General features: G+C 70.5%; 18 protein-coding genes. 13 read left to right on the top strand and 5 right to left on the bottom strand.

The window, feature by feature from the left end:
* Positions 1–322: 322 nt before the first annotated feature.
* On the bottom strand, positions 323–2056 hold the full coding sequence (gene oxc, locus ACIQFZ_RS25135; RefSeq protein WP_402692189.1) for an oxalyl-CoA decarboxylase: 1734 nt from the start codon (positions 2054–2056) through the stop codon (positions 323–325).
* A gap of 281 nt (positions 2057–2337) precedes the next feature.
* On the opposite strand from oxc, the gene ACIQFZ_RS25140 reads away from it, so the two are divergent.
* The gene (locus tag ACIQFZ_RS25140) at positions 2338–2706 is read left to right on the top strand and encodes a hypothetical protein (RefSeq protein WP_402692190.1); all 369 of its coding nucleotides are present in this window, start codon (positions 2338–2340) and stop codon (positions 2704–2706) included.
* A gap of 161 nt (positions 2707–2867) precedes the next feature.
* On the opposite strand, the gene ACIQFZ_RS25145 is transcribed toward ACIQFZ_RS25140, so the two are convergent.
* Entirely contained in the window at positions 2868–3041 is a 174-nt protein-coding gene (locus ACIQFZ_RS25145) for a hypothetical protein (protein WP_365420402.1), read from the bottom strand.
* Between the two features lie 240 nt (positions 3042–3281).
* Between ACIQFZ_RS25145 and ACIQFZ_RS25150 the strand changes: the two genes are divergently transcribed.
* On the top strand, positions 3282–3965 hold the full coding sequence (locus ACIQFZ_RS25150; protein ID WP_365420400.1) for a GntR family transcriptional regulator: 684 nt from the start codon (positions 3282–3284) through the stop codon (positions 3963–3965).
* A gap of 91 nt (positions 3966–4056) precedes the next feature.
* Here ACIQFZ_RS25150 and ACIQFZ_RS25155 read toward each other — a convergent pair whose 3' ends face one another.
* On the bottom strand, positions 4057–6213 hold the full coding sequence (locus ACIQFZ_RS25155; RefSeq protein WP_402692191.1) for an acetate--CoA ligase family protein: 2157 nt from the start codon (positions 6211–6213) through the stop codon (positions 4057–4059).
* A gap of 3 nt (positions 6214–6216) precedes the next feature.
* Positions 6217–7446, bottom strand: coding sequence for a formyl-CoA transferase (gene frc / locus ACIQFZ_RS25160; protein WP_361413995.1), 1230 nt, complete (start codon positions 7444–7446; stop codon positions 6217–6219).
* Positions 7447–7736: 290 nt separating this feature from the next.
* Between frc and ACIQFZ_RS25165 the strand changes: the two genes are divergently transcribed.
* The 5 genes from ACIQFZ_RS25165 to ACIQFZ_RS25185 all read left to right on the top strand — a co-directional run bounded on the left by ACIQFZ_RS25165 (position 7737) and on the right by ACIQFZ_RS25185 (position 13898).
* Positions 7737–8489 carry an acyl-CoA dehydrogenase family protein gene (locus ACIQFZ_RS25165; protein WP_402692192.1) on the top strand — a complete coding sequence of 251 codons (753 nt, stop codon included), beginning with the start codon at positions 7737–7739 and terminating at the stop codon, positions 8487–8489.
* Positions 8490–8766: 277 nt separating this feature from the next.
* Entirely contained in the window at positions 8767–9237 is a 471-nt protein-coding gene (locus ACIQFZ_RS25170; RefSeq protein WP_365420389.1) for a formate dehydrogenase subunit gamma, read from the top strand.
* A 2-nt stretch (positions 9238–9239) separates the two neighbouring features.
* A complete protein-coding gene (locus ACIQFZ_RS25175) occupies positions 9240–10847 on the top strand; it encodes a formate dehydrogenase beta subunit (RefSeq protein ID WP_383062857.1) in 1608 nt (535 codons plus the stop codon).
* The gene (gene fdhF / locus ACIQFZ_RS25180; protein WP_402692193.1) at positions 10844–13660 is read left to right on the top strand and encodes a formate dehydrogenase subunit alpha; all 2817 of its coding nucleotides are present in this window, start codon (positions 10844–10846) and stop codon (positions 13658–13660) included. Before ACIQFZ_RS25175 ends, fdhF begins: the two co-directional genes overlap by 4 nt.
* Before the next feature lie 31 nt (positions 13661–13691).
* On the top strand, positions 13692–13898 hold the full coding sequence (locus ACIQFZ_RS25185; protein ID WP_383062839.1) for a formate dehydrogenase subunit delta: 207 nt from the start codon (positions 13692–13694) through the stop codon (positions 13896–13898).
* 105 nt (positions 13899–14003) lie between these two features.
* Here the strand turns inward: ACIQFZ_RS25185 and ACIQFZ_RS25190 are convergent, their stop codons facing one another.
* Positions 14004–15020 carry a 2-dehydropantoate 2-reductase gene (locus ACIQFZ_RS25190; RefSeq protein ID WP_402692194.1) on the bottom strand — a complete coding sequence of 339 codons (1017 nt, stop codon included), beginning with the start codon at positions 15018–15020 and terminating at the stop codon, positions 14004–14006.
* A gap of 174 nt (positions 15021–15194) precedes the next feature.
* Between ACIQFZ_RS25190 and sucC the strand changes: the two genes are divergently transcribed.
* Genes sucC through ACIQFZ_RS25220 form a run of 6 tightly spaced genes read left to right on the top strand, consistent with a single transcriptional unit; the run spans position 15195 to position 20359 of the window.
* Positions 15195–16373: an ADP-forming succinate--CoA ligase subunit beta gene (sucC, locus tag ACIQFZ_RS25195; RefSeq protein ID WP_402692195.1), complete on the top strand. Its 1179-nt coding sequence runs from the start codon at positions 15195–15197 to the stop codon at positions 16371–16373.
* Positions 16374–16394: 21 nt separating this feature from the next.
* On the top strand, positions 16395–17273 hold the full coding sequence (gene sucD, locus ACIQFZ_RS25200; protein ID WP_376603619.1) for a succinate--CoA ligase subunit alpha: 879 nt from the start codon (positions 16395–16397) through the stop codon (positions 17271–17273).
* A 3-nt stretch (positions 17274–17276) separates the two neighbouring features.
* A complete protein-coding gene (locus ACIQFZ_RS25205; RefSeq protein WP_365436157.1) occupies positions 17277–17570 on the top strand; it encodes a DUF6457 domain-containing protein in 294 nt (97 codons plus the stop codon).
* Positions 17567–18661 (top strand): Re/Si-specific NAD(P)(+) transhydrogenase subunit alpha, encoded by a 1095-nt coding sequence (locus ACIQFZ_RS25210; protein ID WP_402692196.1) that lies wholly within the window; start codon positions 17567–17569, stop codon positions 18659–18661. The genes ACIQFZ_RS25205 and ACIQFZ_RS25210 overlap by 4 nt, the downstream gene beginning before the upstream one ends.
* A complete protein-coding gene (locus ACIQFZ_RS25215) occupies positions 18658–18978 on the top strand; it encodes an NAD(P) transhydrogenase subunit alpha (RefSeq protein WP_365436162.1) in 321 nt (106 codons plus the stop codon). Before ACIQFZ_RS25210 ends, ACIQFZ_RS25215 begins: the two co-directional genes overlap by 4 nt.
* Positions 18971–20359 (top strand): NAD(P)(+) transhydrogenase (Re/Si-specific) subunit beta, encoded by a 1389-nt coding sequence (locus ACIQFZ_RS25220; protein WP_365436164.1) that lies wholly within the window; start codon positions 18971–18973, stop codon positions 20357–20359. The genes ACIQFZ_RS25215 and ACIQFZ_RS25220 overlap by 8 nt, the downstream gene beginning before the upstream one ends.
* Positions 20360–20424: the final 65 nt, after the last annotated feature.

The raw sequence follows: 20424 nt of genomic DNA on the forward strand, positions 1-20424 counted from the left end.
TCTTCGAGCAGGGGGGACCCCCAGCCGCGTTGTCGCATCACCCGAGTACATCCAGTACGCGGGCGATGCTCCGCCTTGCGATGCTCCCCCACAGCCTGAACGGCGTGGGAGGTACCCCCAGCACCGGACGCCGCGAGCTTTCCGGCAAACCTTTCCGGTCACAGCACTGGGCGCGGGCCAGGCGCCGAGTGGGCGTCCGGGCATGGAGGATCCCCTGCTGACCCGCCAGGGTGCGGGTCAGCACGGGGTGCGGCGGCATTCCTTGTTCAGCGTCCCGGAAGACCGCGACGGGACTGCGGGTGCGGGGCGTTGGCGGGTTCGGTCAGCGCTGGACCGTGATGCCCTTCGGGTTGAGGTGGGAGATGTTGCCGCTCTCGGTCCCGTCCGAGGGGTCGATCACGCAGTCGATGAGCGCCGGGGCGCCCGAGGCCAGGGCTTCCCGCAGGGCGGTGGCGACCTCGTCGGGTGTCGTCGCCTGGTAGCCCTTGCCGCCGAACGCCTGGATCATGAGGTCGTGGCGGGCCTTGAGAGCGGTCGGCGCGGGGTCCGCGGAGGTGGAGGCCTCGTCGCCGCGGTAGACGCCGCTGTTGTTGAGGACGACGGTGACGATGGGCAGGTTGTAGCGGCAGACGGCCTCGATCTCCATGCCGCTGAACCCGAAGGCGCTGTCGCCCTCGATGGCGACCACGGGGTCACCGGTCTCCACGGCGGCGGCGATGGCGTAGCCCATGCCGATGCCCATGACGCCCCAGGTACCGCTGTCCAGCCGGTGGCGCGGTATCCGCATGCCGATCGTGTTGCGGGCCAGGTCGAGCGCGTTGGCGCCCTCGTTGACGACGTAGGCGCGGGGGTTCTCCGCCAGGACGTCGCGGATCACCTGGAGCGCGCCGAGGAACTTCATCGGGTGCGCGGTCTTCGCGGCATTGAGGCGCTTGGCCATCTTGGCCGCGTTCTGCGCGGAGCGCGCCGCGAGTTCCTCCCGCCACCCCTGCGCGGCCGCGATCCGGCCGGGCTTGCTCCGCTCGACCAGGGCCTCCATCACCGACGCGACGTCGCCGACGAGCGGGGCCGCGATGGGCTGGTTGCTGTCCATCTCGGTGGCCGCGATGTCCACCTGGATGAACTTGGCGGACGGGTCCCACTGCGGTGCCTCGCCGTGCCCGAGCAGCCAGTTCAGGCGCGCGCCGACGAGCATCACGACGTCCGCCCTGCGCAGGGCCAGTGACCGGGCGGTGGCCGCCGACTGCGGGTGGTCGTCGGGCAGCAGGCCCTTGGCCATCGACATGGGCAGGTAGGGCACGCCGGTCGTCTCGACGAACTCCCGGATCTGCTCGTCCGCCTGTGCGTACGCCGCGCCCTTGCCGAGGACGACCAGGGGTCGCTCCGCGCCGGCGAGCAGGTCGATCGCGCGGTCCACGGCCGCGGGTTCGGGCAGCTGACGCGGCGCCGGGTCCACGACCTCCCACAGCGACGCGGCCCCTTGCTCCTTGTCGATGACCTCTCCGAGCACCGCGGCCGGGATGTCGAGGTAGACCCCTCCGGGACGCCCGGAGATCGCGGTGCGGATCGCGCGGGCCACCCCGCGGCCGATGTCCTCGGCCCGGTGGACCCGGTAGGCGGCCTTGACGAAGGGCTTCGCCGCCGCCAGTTGGTCCATCTCCTCGTAGTCGCCCCGCTGGAGGTCGACCAGGTGCCGTTCGCTGGATCCGGAGATCTGGACCATGGGGAAGCAGTTCGTGGTGGCGTTGGCGAGGGCCACGAGTCCATTGAGGAAGCCCGGGGCGGAGACCGTCAGGCAGATGCCCGGCCTCTTCGTGAGGAATCCGGCCGCCGCCGCCGCGTGCCCGGCGTCGCTCTCGTGGCGGAAGCCGATGTAACGCATGTCCGACGCCTGCGCGACGCGCGCCAGATCGGTGATCGGGATGCCGACGACGCCGTAGATGTTCTTGACGCCGTTGCGCTTGAGCGCTTCGACGACCAGGTGGATCCCGTCGGTGAGAGCGGCCGGATCGTCCGTGTCCCCCAGCCCTGTTTCCGGCAAGGAAGCGTTGGTCATGGTCGGGATCCTCCCTGAACGTCACGAATGGCTTCGGGAATACTGTATTCAGTATCCCCGAGGTTGAAGGCGCTAGCAAGGATTCGCGTGGGGCGGTGTTCCTGGCCCGCGTCCCGCGGGGCCGTCGCGTGATCGCGAGCCGTGGCGGACCGGACACCAGTGCGGCGTGTCGCCGCCGCATTGTCAGTGACATGCAGGAAAATGCCGCGGGAAAGAGAGATCAACATCGCCCGAGCTGGGTAAGTGATCTTCAGTCCCAGCATCGAGGAAGGCCCCCGCTGATGCAGTCCATATCCGGCCCGGCCCACGCCGTCGTCCTGCACCACCACAGCCGTGCCGGTGCCCCCCTCAGCCCCACGGGTGCTGACCTCCTGCGCATCATCTCCGACCCGGCCACGCTCGTGTTCCTCACCGTGCACGCGGGCGGACGCCGCAGGTACAGCTACTGGCAGTCGTTCGACCGCCGCACCGGCCGGGGGAGCTGCTACGTGGCGTTGCCCACGGAGGTGTGCGACATGCTGCACTCCAGCGGACGGATCACGCTCGGCGAGCCCCTCGTCGACTCCACCAGGACCACCTACCGCGTCGGACTCGCGGACACCCCGGTCGCACCGCGCCGCCCCCTGCGGACGAGCGCCCTCGCGGCATGACGGAGGGGGCCGGCGGTACGGGCTGCCGGCCCCCTCCGTCATGCCGTCGCGTCGGACGGCGTCGTGTCGTGGATCCTGTTCGGTTCACCGCGTCGCGCCCGGTCCGGCGTCAATCCGCGGTGGTGCGCCGCGCCCCCGTCCGTGCGCGCGGGCGCGCGTGCTCAGTTCCCGAGGCCGCTCTTCGACCGTTCCTTGGCGGCTCGGGCCTTGCCCCGGGCCTCCAGTGCGGCTCCCTTGGCCGCCGTGGTCTCGTTGTGGAGCGCGTGCGCCACCTTCCTCACGGCCTTCCCGAGCACCTGCTCGGTCGTGGCCCTGGCCTTCTCTCCGGCGCTCATGTCGGTCCTTTCGCCGGCGCTCACCCATCCGCCTGCCCGCGACCCCGGGGCGAAAACCGCCCGTCGCGAGGGTGGGTACCCGGTGGCGCCGGCGCCGTCCGGTAGTCCGCGACTCCCGGATGATGTGAACTGGGTCACTGTCGGTGTGAGTCCTGTGCGGGGCGGTGCGTCGGTAGACTGTAGACGAAAGTCAATCTCACTCCCAGGCTCGGTCGGGCCGCTGATCAGGGGATGGAAGCCATGCTCTCCGCGGGTTTGCCGAGTGGAACCGTGCCGAAGCTGGAGCGGCCGGGCCCGCTGCGCGAGCGGGTCTACGAGGCCCTGCTCGAACTCATCATCACCCGGGTGCTCAAGCCCGGTCAGCACCTGATCGAGACCGAGCTCGCCGGGCAGCTCGGCGTCTCCCGCCAGCCCGTGCGCGAGGCGCTCCAGCGGCTCAACACCGAGGGATGGGTCGATCTGCGCCCGGCCCAGGGCGCGTTCGTGCACGAGCCCACCGAGGACGAGGCCGACCAACTGCTCGTCGTGCGCGGCCTGTTGGAGGCCGAGGCGGCGCGGCTGGCGGCGGCTGGTGCCGGAGATGAGGCGCCGGCGCGGTTGCGTGAGTTGTGCGAGGAGGGCGAGCGGGCCCTGCGGTCCGACGACGTCGACGCGGTGGTCGTCGCCAACGCCGCCTTCCACTCGTACGTCATGGAACTCGCGGCGAACTCCGTGCTCGCCGAACTGTCCGCACAGGTGGACCGCCGCATGCGCTGGTTCTACACGCCCATCGCGCGGACCCGCGGCGAGCACTCCTGGCGCGAGCACCGCGAGTTGATCGACGCGATCGAGGCGGGGGACGAGCAGCGCGCGCAGCAGCTGATGCGGGCGCACACGGAGCAGACCCGCGTCACCTACCACGAGCGCGCCGGCTCCGAGGAGTGACGCCGGGCGCGGCCACGCGCCTGCACCGAACGGCCAGGGGGCGCCACCGCGAAGGTGGCGCCCCCTGGCCGTCTGATGAACCCGTCCGCGGTTACCCGTCAGCCGGAAGCAGTCCGGCGGCCCTGGCCCAGCGGTACTTGGCGCCGAGAGCGGCCACCGGCTGTTCGGTGGTGTAGGGGTAGGCGACGACCCCGCGCTCGAACAGGTAGGCGCTGGCCGCCTCCACCTCGGTGTCCCCGGCGAGCGAGGCCACCACCGGCTTGTGGATCCCCTTGGCCCGCGCCTCGGCGACCACGCGCGCGGTCAGTTCGGCGAACACCATCGGCGGGGTGACGATGGTGTGCCAGTAGCCGAGGATCAGGGCGTGCACCCGCGGGTCCTCCAGGCCGAGGCGGATCGTCGCCTCGTAGGTGGTGGGCGGCTCGCCACCCGTGATGTCGATCGGGTTGCCGGCCGCGCCGAACGGCGGGATGTACCGCATGAACGCCTCGTCGAGGTCGTCCGGGATCTCCATCAGCCTCAGCCCGTTGTCCACGCAGGCATCGGAGAGCAGCACGCCGGAGCCGCCGGCACCGGTGATGATGACGACGTTCTCGCCCTGCGGGGTGGGCAGGACGGGCAGCGCCCGCGCGTACTCGAGCATCTCGTGCAGGCCCGGGGCGCGGATCACGCCGGCCTGCCGCAGGATGTCGTCGTAGACGGCGTCGTCGCCGGCCAGGGCTCCGGTGTGGGAGCCGGCGGCCTTCGCTCCGGCCGAGGTGCGCCCGGCCTTGAGCACCACGATCGGCTTCTTCGGCACGGTCTCGCGGGCGGCCTCGACGAACGCCCGGCCGTCCTTGAGGTCCTCCAGGTGCATCGCGATGCACTTGGTGTTCGGGTCCTCGCCGAAGTAGGTGAGCAGGTCGTCCTCGTCGATGTCCGACTTGTTGCCGAGGCCCACGATCGCGGAGACACCGGTCTTGGTGGTGCGGGCGAAGCCGAGGATCGCCATGCCGATGCCGCCGGACTGGGAGGTCAGCGCCACCGGGCCCTTGACGTCGTACGGCGTGCAGAACGTGGCGCACAGGTCCTGCCACGGCGAGTAGTAGCCGTAGATGTTCGGTCCCAGCAGCCGTACGCCGTGCTCCCGGGCGATGGCGACGATCCGCTCCTGGAGTTCGTGCTCGCCGGTCTCGGCGAATCCGGACGGGATCAGGACGGCGTTGGGTATGCCCTTGGCGCCGACCTCCTCCAGCGCGGTGGGCACGAACTTCGCCGGGATCGCGAAGACGGCCACGTCCACCTCGCCCGGGATGTCGAGGACGGAGGCGTGCGCCTTGCGGCCCTCGATCTCGTCGGCCTTCGGGTTGACCGGGTGGATGTCGCCCGCGAACCCGCCGTCGATGAGGTTGCGCATCACCGAGTTGCCGATCTTGCCGGCCTCGGAGGAGGCGCCGATCACCGCCACCGACCGCGGCTGCATCAGCCGCGTCATCGCCGTCAGGATCTCCTCACGGCTGTACTTCGGCCGCGCGGCCGGCGCGTTCTCGGCGAGGATCACGCGGATGTCGGCCGCGAGCGCGCCCTCGGGCGTGGCGATCACCGGATTGAGGTCCACCTCGGCGATCTCCGGGAAGTCCGTGACCAGTTGCGAGACCCTGCGGATCTGCTCGGCCAGCGCCTCGCGGTCCACCGCGGGGGCGCCGCGCACGCCGCGCAGGATCTCGGCCGCCCCGATCGAGTCGAGCATGGAGGCCGCCTCGTCCTCGGCGACCGGCGCCAGCCGGAAGGTCACGTCCTTGAGGACCTCGACCAGCACCCCGCCCAGACCGAAGGCGACGACCTTGCCGAAGGTGGGGTCGGTGACCGCCCCGATGATGACCTCCTGGCCCGGCGGCAGCATCTGCTGCACCTGCACGCCGGTGATCCGGGCCTTGGGGTCGTACTTCTTGGCGTTGGCGATGATCCGGTCGAACGCCGCACGCACCTCGTCGGCCGTGTGCAGACCGACGACCACCCCGCCGGCGTCGGTCTTGTGCAGGATGTCGGGAGAGACGATCTTCAGGACGACCGGCCCGTCGAAGGCGCCGGCGTGGGCCACCGCCTCGTCCGCGTCGCGTGCCAGGGCCTCGCCGGGGGTGGCGATGCCGTACGCGTCGGCGATCCGCTTGCCCTCGGGCGCGGTCAGGGCGCTGCGGCCCTCGGCGCGCACGGTGGCGAGCACCTTCGCCACGGTGTCGCGGTCGGCTGAGGCATGGTTCAGGGGCATCGCTCAGATCACTCCGTTCGTCTTGAGGAGCTTCAGTTCCTCGTCGTCGAGGCCCAGTTCGCCGGCGTAGACCTCTTCGTTGTGCTCGCCGAGCAGCGGGGAGCTGGTGATGGTCACGGGGGAGTCGGACAGCTTCAGGGGCGAGCCGACGGTCTTGAAGGTGCCGCGCTCGGGGTGCTCGACCGGGACGATCATCTCGTTGGCGGCCAGCGACCGGTCCTCGATGATCTCCTTGGTGGACAGGATCGGGCCGCAGGGGATGCCGTGGGAGTTGAGGGCCTCAAGCACCTCCCACTTGGGCAGGGTGCTGCTCCACTCCTCGATCAGCTGGAACATCTTGTCCAGCTTGGGCAGCCGGGCCTCGGGGCTGGCCCAGTCGGGGTCCTCGGCCAGTTCCGGGCGGTTGATCAGCTCGGTGATGGGCTTCCAGCCGGGCGGCTGCACCACGATGTACACGTAGTCGTTGGGGCCTCCCGGCGCGCACTTGACGGCCCAGCCGGGCTGGCCGCCGCCGGAGGCGTTCCCCGAGCGCGGCACTTCCTCGCCGAAGTCCTCGTTCGGGTACTCGGCGAGCGGGCCGTGCGCCAGGCGCTGCTGGTCGCGCAGCTTTACCCGGCAGAGGTTGAGCACCGCGTGCTGCATGGCCACGTTGACCCGCTGGCCGCGCCCGGTGCGCTCGCGCTGGAAGAGCGCCGCGAGGATGCCGGCGACGAGGTGGACCCCGGTCCCCGAGTCGCCTATCTGCGCGCCGGTGGCCGTCGGCGGGCCGTCCTCGAAGCCCGTGGTCGCCATCGAGCCGCCCATGGCTTGTGCGACGACCTCGTACGCCTTGAAGGTGGTGTACGGGCCCTCGCCGAACCCCTTGATGGAGGCGTAGACGATCCGCGGGTTGATCTCCTGGATGCGGTCCCAGGTGAAGCCCATGCGGTCGACGGCGCCCGGTCCGAAGTTCTCGACCATGACGTCGGAGCGCCGGATCAGCTCGGTGAGCAGCTCCTTGCCGCGTTCCGTCTTGGTGTTGAGGGTGATGCTGCGCTTGTTGCAGTTGAGCATCGTGAAGTAGAGGGAGTCGGCGTCGGGGAGGTCCCGCAGCTGCCTGCGGGTGATGTCGCCGGTGGGCGCTTCCAGCTTGACGACGTCCGCACCGAGCCAGGCGAGCAACTGGGTGGCGGAGGGGCCTGACTGGACGTGTGTCATGTCGAGGACGCGCACGCCCTCAAGAGCCCTGGTCATGGGGATCACCTCACTTGTACACGGTTTGGTGCGTCTGGCCGTACGGGAGTCGCCGAGCCCTCCCCTCCTGAATGCCGGCGTTCTGAACACGGACGTCCTGAATCGGACGCGTCCTGCATACAGGCAACGAATACTGTATGCAATCATCGGCCGACCGGGTGGCGGCTGTCCAGTCGCCTGCGCGTGATTTTGCTCAGGCGGCGGATTCGCGCACTCGGGGGTGGTCGGCGCTCCCGCTAGAGAGCATACTGTATGCAATCTGCGTTGAAGTGACTTCAAGGGGCCGCCCCATGTCGTACCGCACCGCTCTCTCCCACGCCATGAGCAGCGTCATCGAGCCCGGGGCCGAACGGGTCCGCACGCACGGCGTGTTCCCCCGGGCCTCGGTCGCCGCGCTGGGGCACTCCGGGCTGCTGGCGCTCACCGTCTCCGCCGGCCTCGGCGGACAGGGACTCGGTCTGGCGGAGGCCGCCGAGGTGGTGGCCGAGGTGTCCCGGGCCTGCCCGGCCACCGGCGCCGTGCTCAGGTCCCACTACGCCGCCGTCGCGGTCATCGAGGCCCACGGCATCCACTGGGTGCGCCGGAAGATCGCCACCGGGCACCACCTGAGCACCCTCGCCCTGGCGGAGGCCGTCGAGTCCGGTGAGCACGGCGCGCCTCCCGGTCCGCCCTCGACGGCGACGCACACGGGGGACGTGGTGGCGCTGCGCGCCCGGAAGCACAACGTGGTCGGGGCGGGGGAGGCCGACAGCTACGTGTGGTCCTCCCGGCCGGCCGACGGGCGCGACGGACTGACCCTCTGGCTGGTGCCGGCCGACGCCCCCGGGCTGTTCGTGCCCGCACGCCCTGACGGGGAGGGACCGCGCGGCAGCGCGTCGTCCACCGTCCGCGCCGACCCCGTCCTGGTGCCGGCGGGCGCGATGCTCGGGCCGAGCGGTGGCGGGATCAGCACCGTGCTGGGCGCGGTGCTGCCGTGGCTGGCCGCACTGCCGGCCCCGGGTGTGGCGGTGGCCCAGCCGGTCGGCGCCGAGGTGCGCGTGTAGTCGCCGGCTCACGGTGTCTCGTGGGGCCTGGAACGGCGCGCTCCATGAGCCTGAACACTGTATACAAACTGTAAGTAGGCGATTATGCTGCGGAGCGTTGTCCGTGCACCGACCGGGTCGGCGGAAGCGGCTGTGCCGCTGGTCACCGCCTCTGCGCATCCGCAGACGAGGGGCAAGGGTTCATGTGTTCGCGAAACCAAACTCGTACGACAGCGGCGAGGGCCTCGCGCTCGACTTCCGCGCATGCCGGTGACTGGGGGCGATCATGACCACAAGCGTGAGTGACGTACCGGTGCGAGCCGCGATCAGCGCGATCGTGGCCGCCCATCGCGGCCAACGCGGCGCGCTGCTGCCGATACTGCACGCCATCCAGGCGGAACTCGGCCATGTGCCGCAGGAGTGCGTCGCGCTGCTCGCCGACGAACTCAACCTGTCCCGGGCGGACGTGCACGGGGTGGTCTCCTTCTACCACGACTTCCGCCGCGAACCGGCGGGCCGCACCACCGTGCGCATCTGCCGGGCCGAGGCCTGCCAGGCCCTCGGCGCGGACGCCCTGGTGGCCTGTGCCCGCGACCGGGTCGGCCTCGCACCGGGGGAGACGGCGGCGGACGGCTCGGTCACCGTGGAACAGGTCTTCTGCCTCGGCAACTGCGCGCTGGGGCCGTCCATCCAGGTGAACGACGCCCTGCACGGACGCGTGAACGTGGAGCGCCTGCGCTCGATCCTCGACGAGGCGGTGTCGCCGTGACGATGACTTCCCACTCTCCGGTGACGGTGTACGTCCCCCGCGACTCGGCGGCACGGTCCGTGGGAGCGGACGCGGTCGCGGACGCCCTCCGACAGGCCGCCGCCGGCCAGGACCGGCCCGTCGAAGTGGTGCGCAACGGCTCCCGCGGCATGCTCTGGCTGGAGCCGCTCGTCGAGGTGGTGACACCCGCCGGCCGGGTCGGCTACGGACCGGTGACCCCCTCGGACGTGGAGAGCCTCCTCGCCGCGGGCCTCCTCGACGGCGGGGACCATCCGCTGCGGCTCGGCGTCGTCGACGAACTGCCGTGGCTGGCACGGCAGAAGCGGGTCACGTTCGCCAGGATCGGGATCACCGACCCCCTCTCCACCGACGACTACCTGCGGCACGGCGGCCTCGCCGGGCTGCGGTGCGCGCTCGGGCTGCCCCGCGCCGAGGTGATCGCCGAGGTCACCGAGTCCGGCCTGCGTGGCCGGGGCGGCGCCGGATTCCCGGCCGGCGTCAAGTGGAAGACCGTCTCCGAGTGCTCCGACGAGCTGAAGTTCGTCTGCTGCAACGCCGACGAGGGGGACAGCGGGACCTTCGCGGACCGCATGGTCATGGAGGGCGACCCGTTCATGCTGATCGAGGGCATGACGATCGCCGCGCACGCGGTCGGGGCGCGCGAGGGCTACGTCTACATCCGGTCGGAATACCCCGACGCCGTGGCCACGATGCGCGCCGCGATCGACATCGCGCGCGGGAACAACTGGCTCGGAGAGCGGATCCTCGGCACCGACCTCACCTTCGACCTGCACGTCCGGGTCGGTGCCGGCGCGTACATCTGCGGCGAGGAGACCTCCATGCTGGAGAGCCTGGAGGGCAAGCGGGGCATGGTCCGCTCGAAGCCGCCCATCCCCGCGCTGGAGGGACTCTTCGGCAAGCCGACCGTCGTCAACAACGTCCTCACCCTCGCCACCGTGCCGGTGATCATGGCGCGCGGCGCGCAGGCCTACCAGGAACTCGGCGTGCAGCGCTCGCGAGGCACCCAGGTCTTCCAGCTCGGCGGCAACATCGCGCGCGGGGGCATCGTGGAGACGGCGTTCGGCGTCACCCTGCGCGAACTGGTCGAGGACTACGGCGGCGGCACGCTCTCCGGACGCCCGGTGCGCACGGTGCAGGTCGGCGGACCGCTGGGCGCCTACCTGCCGGCCTCCATGTTCGACCTGCCGATGGACTACGAGGCGTTCGCCGAGGCCGGCGCGATGCTCGGCCACGGCGGCGTCGTGGTCTTCGACGACACCGTGGACATGGCCGCGCAGGCCCGTTTCGCGATGGAGTTCTGCTCCGTGGAGTCGTGCGGCAAGTGCACGCCCTGCCGCGTCGGTTCGGTACGCGGGGTCGAGGTGATCGACCGGATCGTGGCGGGCGAGGACCGCGACGACAACCTCGCCCTGCTCGAAGACCTCTGCGAGCTGATGACCGACGGTTCGCTGTGCGCCATGGGCGGGTTGACGCCGATGCCGGTGCGCAGCGCCATCACACACTTCTCTGACGACTTCCTCGCCCGCGACGCACGCACGGCGGTGCGCACCGCGCGGTCGAGCGGCGCGAGGACGGAGGACACGGTATGACCCTTCTCAAGGAACCCGACTTCGGAACCCCCGAAAGGCCCGGGGAGCCGACCGTGTCGGTCGAAGTGGACGGAATGCCCGTCACGGTCCCCGAGGGCACGTCGGTGATGCGCGCGGCGGCGCTCGCCGGCATCGACATACCCAAGCTGTGCGCCACCGACAGCCTCGACGCGTTCGGATCCTGCCGGCTGTGTGTCGTCGAGATCGACGGCCGCAGGGGCACCCCGGCGTCCTGCACCACGCCGGTCGCCGACGGCATGCGGGTGCGCACCCAGACGCCCAAGGTGGAGAAGCTGCGCCAGGGCGTCATGGAGCTGTACATCTCCGACCACCCGCTGGACTGCCTGACCTGCCCGGCCAACGGCGACTGCGAGTTGCAGGACATGGCCGGCGTCGTCGGGCTGCGCCAGGTCCGGTACGGGTACGAGGGCGAGAACCACCTGGACGCCGAGGCCGACCGGAGCAACCCGTACTTCGACTTCGACCCGTCCAAGTGCATCGTCTGCTCCCGCTGCGTGCGGGCCTGCGGCGAGGTGCAGGGCACCTTCGCGCTGACCATCGAGGGCCGGGGATTCGACTCCAAGGTCTCACCCGGCGCGGGCGAGCTGTTCATGGACTCCGAGTGCGTCTCGTGCGGCGCGTGCGTCCAGGCCTGCCCGACGTCGACGCTCCAGGAGCGGTCGGTCGTCGAACTCGGCATGCCGACCCGCTCGGTGGTCACGACCTGCGCGTACTGCGGCGTCGGCTGCTCCTTCAAGGCGGAGCTGCGCGGTGACGAACTGGTCCGAATGGTGCCCTACAAGGACGGCGGGGCGAACGAGGGGCACTCCTGTGTGAAGGGCCGCTTCGCCTTCGGCTACGCGACCCACCCCGACCGGATCCTCAAGCCCATGGTCCGGCAGAGGATCACCGACCCGTGGCGCGAGGTCGAGTGGGACGAGGCCATCCGCACGGTCGCCCGGGGGATGCGCTCCATCCAGGAGCGCCACGGCTCCGGCGCGATCGGCGCCATCACCTCCTCGCGCTGCACCAACGAGGAGGTGTACGTCGTCCAGAAGATGGTCCGGGCGGCCTTCGGCAACAACAATGTCGACACCTGTGCCCGGGTCTGTCACTCCCCGACGGGATACGGGCTGAAGCAGACCTTCGGCGAGTCGGCCGGCACACAGGACTTCCGCTCGGTGGCCCAGGCCGACGTGATCGTGGTGATCGGCGCCAACCCCACCGACGGCCACCCGGTCTTCGCCTCGCGGATGAAGCGCCGGCTGCGCGAGGGCGCCCAGCTCGTCGTGATCGACCCGCGCCGCATCGACCTGGTGCGCTCACCGCACATCGAGGCGGCACACCACCTCCAGCTCACCCCGAGCACCAACGTCGCCGTCATCAACGCCATGGCGCACGTGGTGGTCACCGAGGACCTGGTCGACAAGTCCTTCGTGGCGGACCGCTGCGAAGGGTTCGACGAGTGGGCGGAGTTCGTCTCCCGTCCGGAGAACAGCCCGGAGGCCACCGAGCCCATCACCGGTGTGCCCTCCGAGGATCTGAAGGCCGCCGCCCGGCTGTACGCGCAGGCGCCCAACGGGGCCATCTACTACGGGCTCGGCGTCACCGAGCACAGCCAGGGCTCCACCATGGTCATGGGTATGGCGAACCTGGCGATGGCGTGCGGCAACATCGGCCGCGACGGCGTCGGCGTCAACCCGCTGCGCGGGCAGAACAACGTGCAGGGCTCGTGCGACATGGGTTCCTTCCCGCACGAGTTCACCGGCTACCGCCATGTCTCCGACGACGCGGTCCGCACCGTCTTCGAGGACCTGTGGGGCCGCACGATCCTCGCCGAACCCGGACTGCGGATCCCCAACATGTTCGACGCGGCGATCGACGGCTCCTTCCGCGGCCTGTTCGTGCACGGCGAGGACATCGCCCAGTCCGACCCGAACCTCAAGCACGTCACCGCCGCGCTCGAAGCCATGGAACTGGTCGTGGTGCAGGACCTCTTCCTCAACGAGACGGCCAAGTTCGCCCATGTCTTCCTGCCGGGCGCCTCGTTCCTGGAGAAGGACGGCACGTTCACCAACGCCGAACGCCGGGTCAACCGCGTGCGCGCGGTGATGAAGCCGAAGACCGGCAAGCACGAGTGGCAGATCGTCTGCGAGATCGCCGCCGCCATGGGCTACCCCATGGAGTACGACCACCCGGGCCAGATCATGGACGAGATAGCCCAGGTCACCCCGACCTTCCGCGGTATCTCCTACGCCTCCCTCGACAAGCTCGGCAGCATCCAGTGGCCGTGCAACGAGGAGGCGCCGGAGGGCACGCCGACCATGCACGTGGACGCATTCGTCCGCGGCAAGGGGAAGTTCGTGGTCACCACCTATCTGCCGACCAACGAGCGGACAACCTCCCGCTTCCCGCTCGTCCTGACCACGGGGCGCATCCTGAGCCAGTACAACGTCGGGGCGCAGACCCGCCGTACGGGCAACGTGGCCTGGCACCCCGAGGACCTGCTGGAACTGCACCCGCACGACGCCGAGGTGCGCGGCATCGGCGACGGCGACATGGTGACGCTGACCAGCCGCGTCGGGCAGACGTCCCTGCGGGCCCAGGTGTCCGACCGGATGCCGCCGGGGGTCGTGTACACCACCTTCCACCATCCCGTGACCGGCGCCAACGTGGTGACCACGGAGAACTCGGACTGGGCGACCAACTGCCCGGAGTACAAAGTGACCGCCGTGCAGGTCGGACTCGCCCACCCGCTCGCCGGGCACGCAGCCGATCGGCTCCGGGACGACCGGCACGCGGTGGTGGACTGAGATGGCGGGCGCCGTGCCACCGGAACAGCGGATGGCGAACGACATCGCCGCGGCCTTCGGGCACCTGCCGGACGAGCTGGCCGCCGAGGCGGTCGCGGGACACATCCAGCGGTTCTGGGACCCGAGGATGCGCGCGAGGCTGGCCGAGTTCGTCGACGGGGGAGCGGAGGGGCTGTCCCCCGTGATCGTCGCCGCGCTGAAGCCGGCCGTCCGGACGGGCGAGACCGCCGGCGACTGACTGGTCCGTTTCCGACACCACCGCCTCATCTTCCCTCGTGGCGACGGGGAGATGAGGCGGTGGTCCGTGTGCGGCGCTGGGGGGAGCCGGTGGCGGCGGCCCGGCTCAGGCGGGTACGGCTCCCGGCGCGGCGCCGTTCCGTGCGGTGCTGCCCTGTGAACTGCACTGCGCCAGCAGGTCGGTGGCCGCGTGGACGGCGCGCAGCGTGGGCGCCTCCGCGCCGGTGATGTCGGCGAGCTCCACCACCGCGGTCACGATGGCGTCGAGTTCGAGCGGCTTGCCGGCCTCCAGGTCCTGGAGCATCGAGGTCTTGTGGTGCCCGACCCCCTCGGCGCCGCGCAGCCGCTTCTCGATCGATATGTCCGGCGTACTGCCCACTCGCGCCGCGATGTCGAGGGTCTCCTCCATCAACTGGACGACCAGGCGCCGGGTTTGGGTGTGTTGGCAGATCTCGGCCATCGTCGCTCTGGTGAGCGCGCTGAGCGGGTTGAACACGACGTTGCCCATCAGCTTGATCCAGATGTCGTCGCGCAGGTTCGGTTCGACCGGGGCCTTCAGCCCGCCGGCGATCAGGGCCTGGCTCAACGCCGTGCCGCGTTCGGAGACTTGGCCCCCGGGCTCGCCGAGGGAGAACCGGGTGCCCTCCAGATGCCGGATCACTCCCGGGGACTCGATGACGGTCGCCGGATAGACGACGCAGCCGATGGCCCTCTCCGGCGCCAGGACGGCACTGGTGGCGCCGTCCGGGTCGACCGCCTCCACCCGCCGGCCCTCGTAGGGCCCGGCGAGCTGGTGGAAGTACCACCACGGAATGCCGTTCTGGCCGGCCACGACGGCCGTGTGGTCGGCGAGCAGCGGCTTGATGAGCGGCCCGCACGACGGGTAGGAGTGGGCCTTCAGGCCGAGGAAGACGTAGTCGACCGGACCGACTTCGGCCGGGTCGTCCGTGGCGTGCGGCCGGGCGACGAAGTCACCGCGGGGGCTCAGCACCCGTACTCCGTCGGCCCGCATGGCCCGCAGATGATCACCGCGGGCGACCAGATGCACCTCGGCGCCGCCCCGGTGCAGTGCCGCCCCGACGTACGCACCGATCGCACCGGCTCCGAGGACCGCGATCTTCACGATGGACTCCTCTCAGTAGGAGGCTGAATACTGTATGCAATGCTGTCGCGTGGTGTCCAGGGCCCGAGGCCGTGTGCGGGGTAGGGAGTCTCAGCTATTGCATACAGTATTCAGTTGACTTTATGCTCGCAGTGCCGCCGACGCTTCCGTGAGCGGCTTTGGGAGGCCACTTCAATGGACCTGTTCGAGTACCAAGCACGAGATCTCTTCGCCAAGCACGGTGTGCCGGTACCGGCCGGCGAGGTCGTCGACACGCCCGAGGCCGCCCGCGCGGCGGCCGAGCGCCTGGGCGGCCGGGCGGTCGTCAAGGCCCAGGTGAAGGTCGGTGGCCGCGGCAAGGCCGGTGGTGTCAAGCCGGCCGCCACCCCGGACGAGGCCGTCGCCCGCGCGACGGACATCCTCGGCATGGCCATCAAGGGCCACACGGTCCAGAAGGTGATGCTGGCCCCCACGGCCGACATCCGGGACGAGTACTACGTCTCGTTCCTTCTCGACCGCACCCACCGCACCTTCCTGGCCATGGCCTCCGTCGAGGGCGGCATGGACATCGAGGAGGTCGCCGCGACCAAGCCCGAGGCCCTGGCGAAGGTCCCGGTGGACGCGCACGAGGGCGTGACGGAGAACAAGGCCCGCGAGATCGTCGAGAAGGCCGCCTTCCCGGCCGACGTCGCCGACCAGGTGGCCGGGGTACTGCGGTTGCTGTGGCAGGCCTTCGTCGCCTCCGACGCGCTCCTGGTCGAGGTCAACCCGCTGGTCAGGTCCGGCGAGGGCGAGATCGTCGCTATCGACGGGAAGGTGTCGCTGGACGACAACGCGGAGTTCCGTCACCCCGAGTTCGAGGAGCTCCACGACCGGGCCGCGGCCAACCCGCTCGAGGCGGCCGCCAAGGAGAAGAACCTCAACTACGTCAAGCTCGACGGTGAGGTCGGCATCATCGGCAACGGCGCGGGTCTGGTCATGTCGACCCTGGACGTCGTGGCCTACGCGGGTGAGGCCCACAAGGGCGTCAAGCCGGCCAACTTCCTCGACATCGGCGGCGGTGCCTCGGCCGAGGTGATGGCGAACGGCCTGGAGATCATCCTGGGTGACCCGGACGTGAAGTCCGTGTTCGTCAACGTGTTCGGCGGCATCACGGCGTGCGACGCGGTCGCCAACGGCATCGTGCAGGCTCTGGAGCTGCTGGAGTCCAAGGGCGAAGAGGTCGCCAAGCCGCTGGTCGTACGTCTGGACGGCAACAACGCCGAGCTGGGTCGCCAGATCCTGGACGACCGCAACCACCCGCTCGTGCAGCGGGTGGACACCATGGACGGCGCGGCCGACAAGGCCGCCGAGCTGGCTGCTGCCGCGAAGTAAGGGACGAGGTCACAGAACACCATGGCTATCTTCCTCACCAAGGAATCCAAGGTCATCGTCCAGGGCATGACCGGCTCCGAGGGCCAGAAGCACACGCGTCGCATGCTGGCCTCGGGCACGAACATCGTCGGTGGCGTGAACCCGCGCAAGGCGGGTCAGAGCGTGGACTTCGACGGCACCGAGGTGCCGGTCTTCGGGTCCGTGAAGGACGCCGTCGAGAAGACCGGCGCCGACGTCACAGTGATCTTCGTGCCGGAGAAGTTCACCAAGGACGCGGTGATCGAGGCGATCGACGCGGAGATCCCGCTCGCGGTGGTCATCACCGAGGGTGTCGCGGTGCACGACACGGCCGCGTTCTGGGCGTACGCCGGCAAGAAGGGCAACAAGACGCGGATCATCGGCCCGAACTGCCCGGGTCTGATCACGCCGGGTCAGTCGAACGCGGGCATCATCCCGGCCGACATCACCAAGCCGGGCCGGATCGGTCTGGTGTCGAAGTCGGGCACGCTGACGTACCAGATGATGTACGAGCTGCGGGACATCGGCTTCTCCACCTGTGTGGGCATCGGTGGTGACCCGATCATCGGCACCACGCACATCGACGCGCTGAAGGCGTTCCAGGACGACCCGGACACCGACCTGATCGTGATGATCGGTGAGATCGGCGGCGACGCGGAGGAGCGGGCCGCGGCGTTCATCAAGGAGAACGTGACCAAGCCGGTCGTGGGCTACGTCGCGGGCTTCACCGCGCCGGAGGGCAAGACCATGGGCCACGCGGGCGCCATCGTCTCGGGTTCCTCCGGTACCGCCCAGGCGAAGAAGGAGGCCCTGGAGGCCGCGGGCGTCAAGGTCGGCAAGACCCCGACCGAGGCCGCGGCACTGGCCCGGCAGGCGGTGTGACGCGTGAACCCCCTGGAGAGATGGATCGCCCAGGTGGCCGGTGAACTCGCAGTGAGCCGGGACGCGCTGGACCGGGACGAGGTGCTGGACGTCGCGAAGAACGTCGCCCACCAGGTCGCCCGCCCGGCCGCACCGCTCACCACCTACCTGCTGGGTGTCGCCGTGGGACGCGGCATCGCGCCCGCCACCGCCGCCGAGACCGTGAACAGGCTCGCCGCGGCCTGGTCCGTACCGGACGGCGGCACGCCGTCCGACGGCCGACGCCCCGCCCCCTCGCAGCCGGGAAGAGGAACATGACGCTGATCGGAGTCCCCCGGGAGAGCGCGACGGGCGAACGCCGCGTCGCGCTGGTGCCCAAAGTCGTCGAACGGCTGCGCGCCGCGGGCCTCTCCGTCGTGGTGGAGGCCGGGGCCGGAGCCGGGGCACTGATCCCCGACGAGCAGTACGAGCAGTCCGGGGCCACCATCGGGGAACCGTGGGCGGCCGACGTCGTGGTCAAGGTGAACCCGCCGGCGCCCCACGAGATCGGCCTGCTGAGCCCCGGATCCGCCGTGATCGGCTTCCTGGCGCCGCTGACCAGGCCGGAGATCGCCGAGCAGCTCCGTCTGGCCGGCGTCGCCGGCTTCGCGATGGAGGCCGTTCCGCGTATCTCCTGCGCGCAGTCCATGGACGCGCTCTCCTCGCAGGCCAATGTCGCCGGCTACCAGGCGGTGCTGGCCGCCGCCCGGAACTCCACCCGTTTCTTCCCGATGCTCACCACGGCCGCCGGAACGGTGAAGCCGGCCACGGCCCTGGTGCTCGGTGTGGGCGTCGCGGGGCTCCAGGCACTGGCCACCGCCAAACGTCTCGGCGCCCGCACCACCGGCTTCGACGTCCGGCCCGAGGTCGCCGAGCAGGTCCGCTCGCTCGGCGCGCAGTGGCTGGAGCTGGGCGTCGAGGCAGCGGGCGAGGGCGGGTACGCCCGTGCCCTGACCGAGGAGGAACAGGGCGAGCAGCAGCGGCGGTTGACCGAGGCGATCGCCGGCTTCGACGTGGTGATCACGACGGCGCTGGTCCCGGGGCGCCCGGCGCCGAAGCTGGTCACCGCCGAGGCCGTGCGGCGGATGCGGCCCGGCAGCGTGGTCGTCGACCTCGCCGGGGAGGCCGGCGGCAACTGCGAACTCACCACACCGGGGGAGACCGTGGTGTGGCACGACGTCACCGTGGCTGCCCCGCTGAACCTGCCGGCGACGCTGCCCGAGCACGCCAGCGAACTGTACGCGCGGAACGTCCAGGCGCTGCTCGAACTCATGCTGACCGACGGCGAGTTCGCGCCGGACCTCGAGGACGAGATCCTCGCCGCCTGCTGTGTGACCCAGCACAGCGACCAGCTCACGGAGGCCCGATGATGTTCCTGGCCAACCTGGCGATCCTGGTGCTGGCCGGATTCGTCGGCTTCGCGGTGATCTCCAAGGTGCCCAACACCCTGCACACCCCGCTGATGTCCGGCACCAACGCCATCCACGGCATCGTCCTGCTCGGCGGCCTGGTCCTGCTCGGCCGCTCCGCCTCGGGCCCCTTCGAGCGGGTGCTGCTGGTCGTCGCGATCGTGTTCGGCACGATCAACGTGGTCGGCGGGTTCCTGGTGACCGACCGCATGCTCGGCATGTTCAAGAAGGCGCCGGACGGCGCCGGAGCAGGAAAGGACGCGGTCGGCCGTGGATGACCTGATCACGATTCTCTACATCGTCGCGTTCGCCCTGTTCATCCATGGCCTGATGGGCCTGACCGGACCGCGCACGGCCGTACGCGGCAACCTCACGGCGGCGGCGGGCATGCTGATCGCCACCGTGGCCGCCCTGCTGACCCCCGGGACGGGCAACTGGCTGCTGATCGCGTTCGGCCTGGTCCTGGGCACGGTGATCGGCGTACCGGCGGCACGGCGGGTCAAGATGACCGCGATGCCGCAGATGGTGGCGTTGTTCAACGGAGTGGGCGGCGGCGCCGTCGCCCTCATCTCCTGGGTGGAGTTCCGCGACAGCCACGGCTACGCGACGGAGGCCGGCTACGTCGTCGTCACGTCGCTGTTCGCCGCGATCGTCGGCTCGCTCTCCTTCTGGGGATCGCTGATCGCCTTCGGCAAGCTCCAGGAGATCCTGCCCGGCAGGCCGATCGGTCTCGGCCGGGGGCAGCAACCCCTCAACCTGGCGCTGCTGCTGGTCTCGGTGGCCTGCGCCGTCGGCATCGGCCTGGGGCACGCCTCCGAGGCGCTCATCATCGGCGTGCTGGTCTCCGCGGCGGTGCTCGGCGTGATGGTGGTGCTGCCGATCGGCGGCGCCGACATGCCGGTGGTGATCTCGCTGCTCAACGCCTTCACCGGACTGTCCGCCGCGGCCACCGGCCTGGCGCTGGACAACACGGCGATGATCGTCGCGGGCATGATCGTCGGCGCCTCCGGCACCATCCTGACCGATCTGATGGCCAAGGCGATGAACCGCTCGATCCCGGCCATCGTCGCCGGCGGTTTCGGCGGCACCGGCGCCACCGCGGGACCGGGAGGCGGCCCGGCGGACCAGACGGTACGGCAGACCAGCGCGGCCGACGCCGCCATCCAGATGGCCTACGCGAGCCAGGTGGTCGTCGTCCCCGGCTACGGCATGGCCGTCGCGCAGGCGCAGCACGCCGTACGCGAGATGGCCGGTCTGCTCGAACAGCGCGGCGTGGAGGTCAAGCACGCCATCCACCCGGTCGCCGGCCGCATGCCCGGGCATATGAACGTCCTGCTCGCCGAGGCCGACGTGCCGTACGAGCAGCTCAAGGAGATGGACGACATCAACGGGGAGTTCGGCCGCACCGACGTGGCCCTGGTGATCGGCGCCAACGACGTCACCAACCCCGCCGCCCGCTCCAATCCCAGCTCGCCGATCTACGGGATGCCGATCCTCAACGTGGACCACGCCAGGTCGGTCATCGTGCTCAAGCGCTCGATGAACCCGGGGTTCGCCGGCATCGACAATGAGCTGTACTTCGACGCCAAGACGTCGATGCTCTTCGGCGACGCCAAGTCCTCCGTCGCCGAGATCACCGAGGAACTCAAGGCCCTGTGACGAGGAGCGGCCGGGCGCATGGGCGCCCGGCCGCTCCCTGCGTCGCCACCGAGGGGGGAGGACCC

Source organism: Streptomyces sp. NPDC093064, assembly GCF_044754605.1.
Taxonomy (GTDB): domain Bacteria; phylum Actinomycetota; class Actinomycetes; order Streptomycetales; family Streptomycetaceae; genus Streptomyces.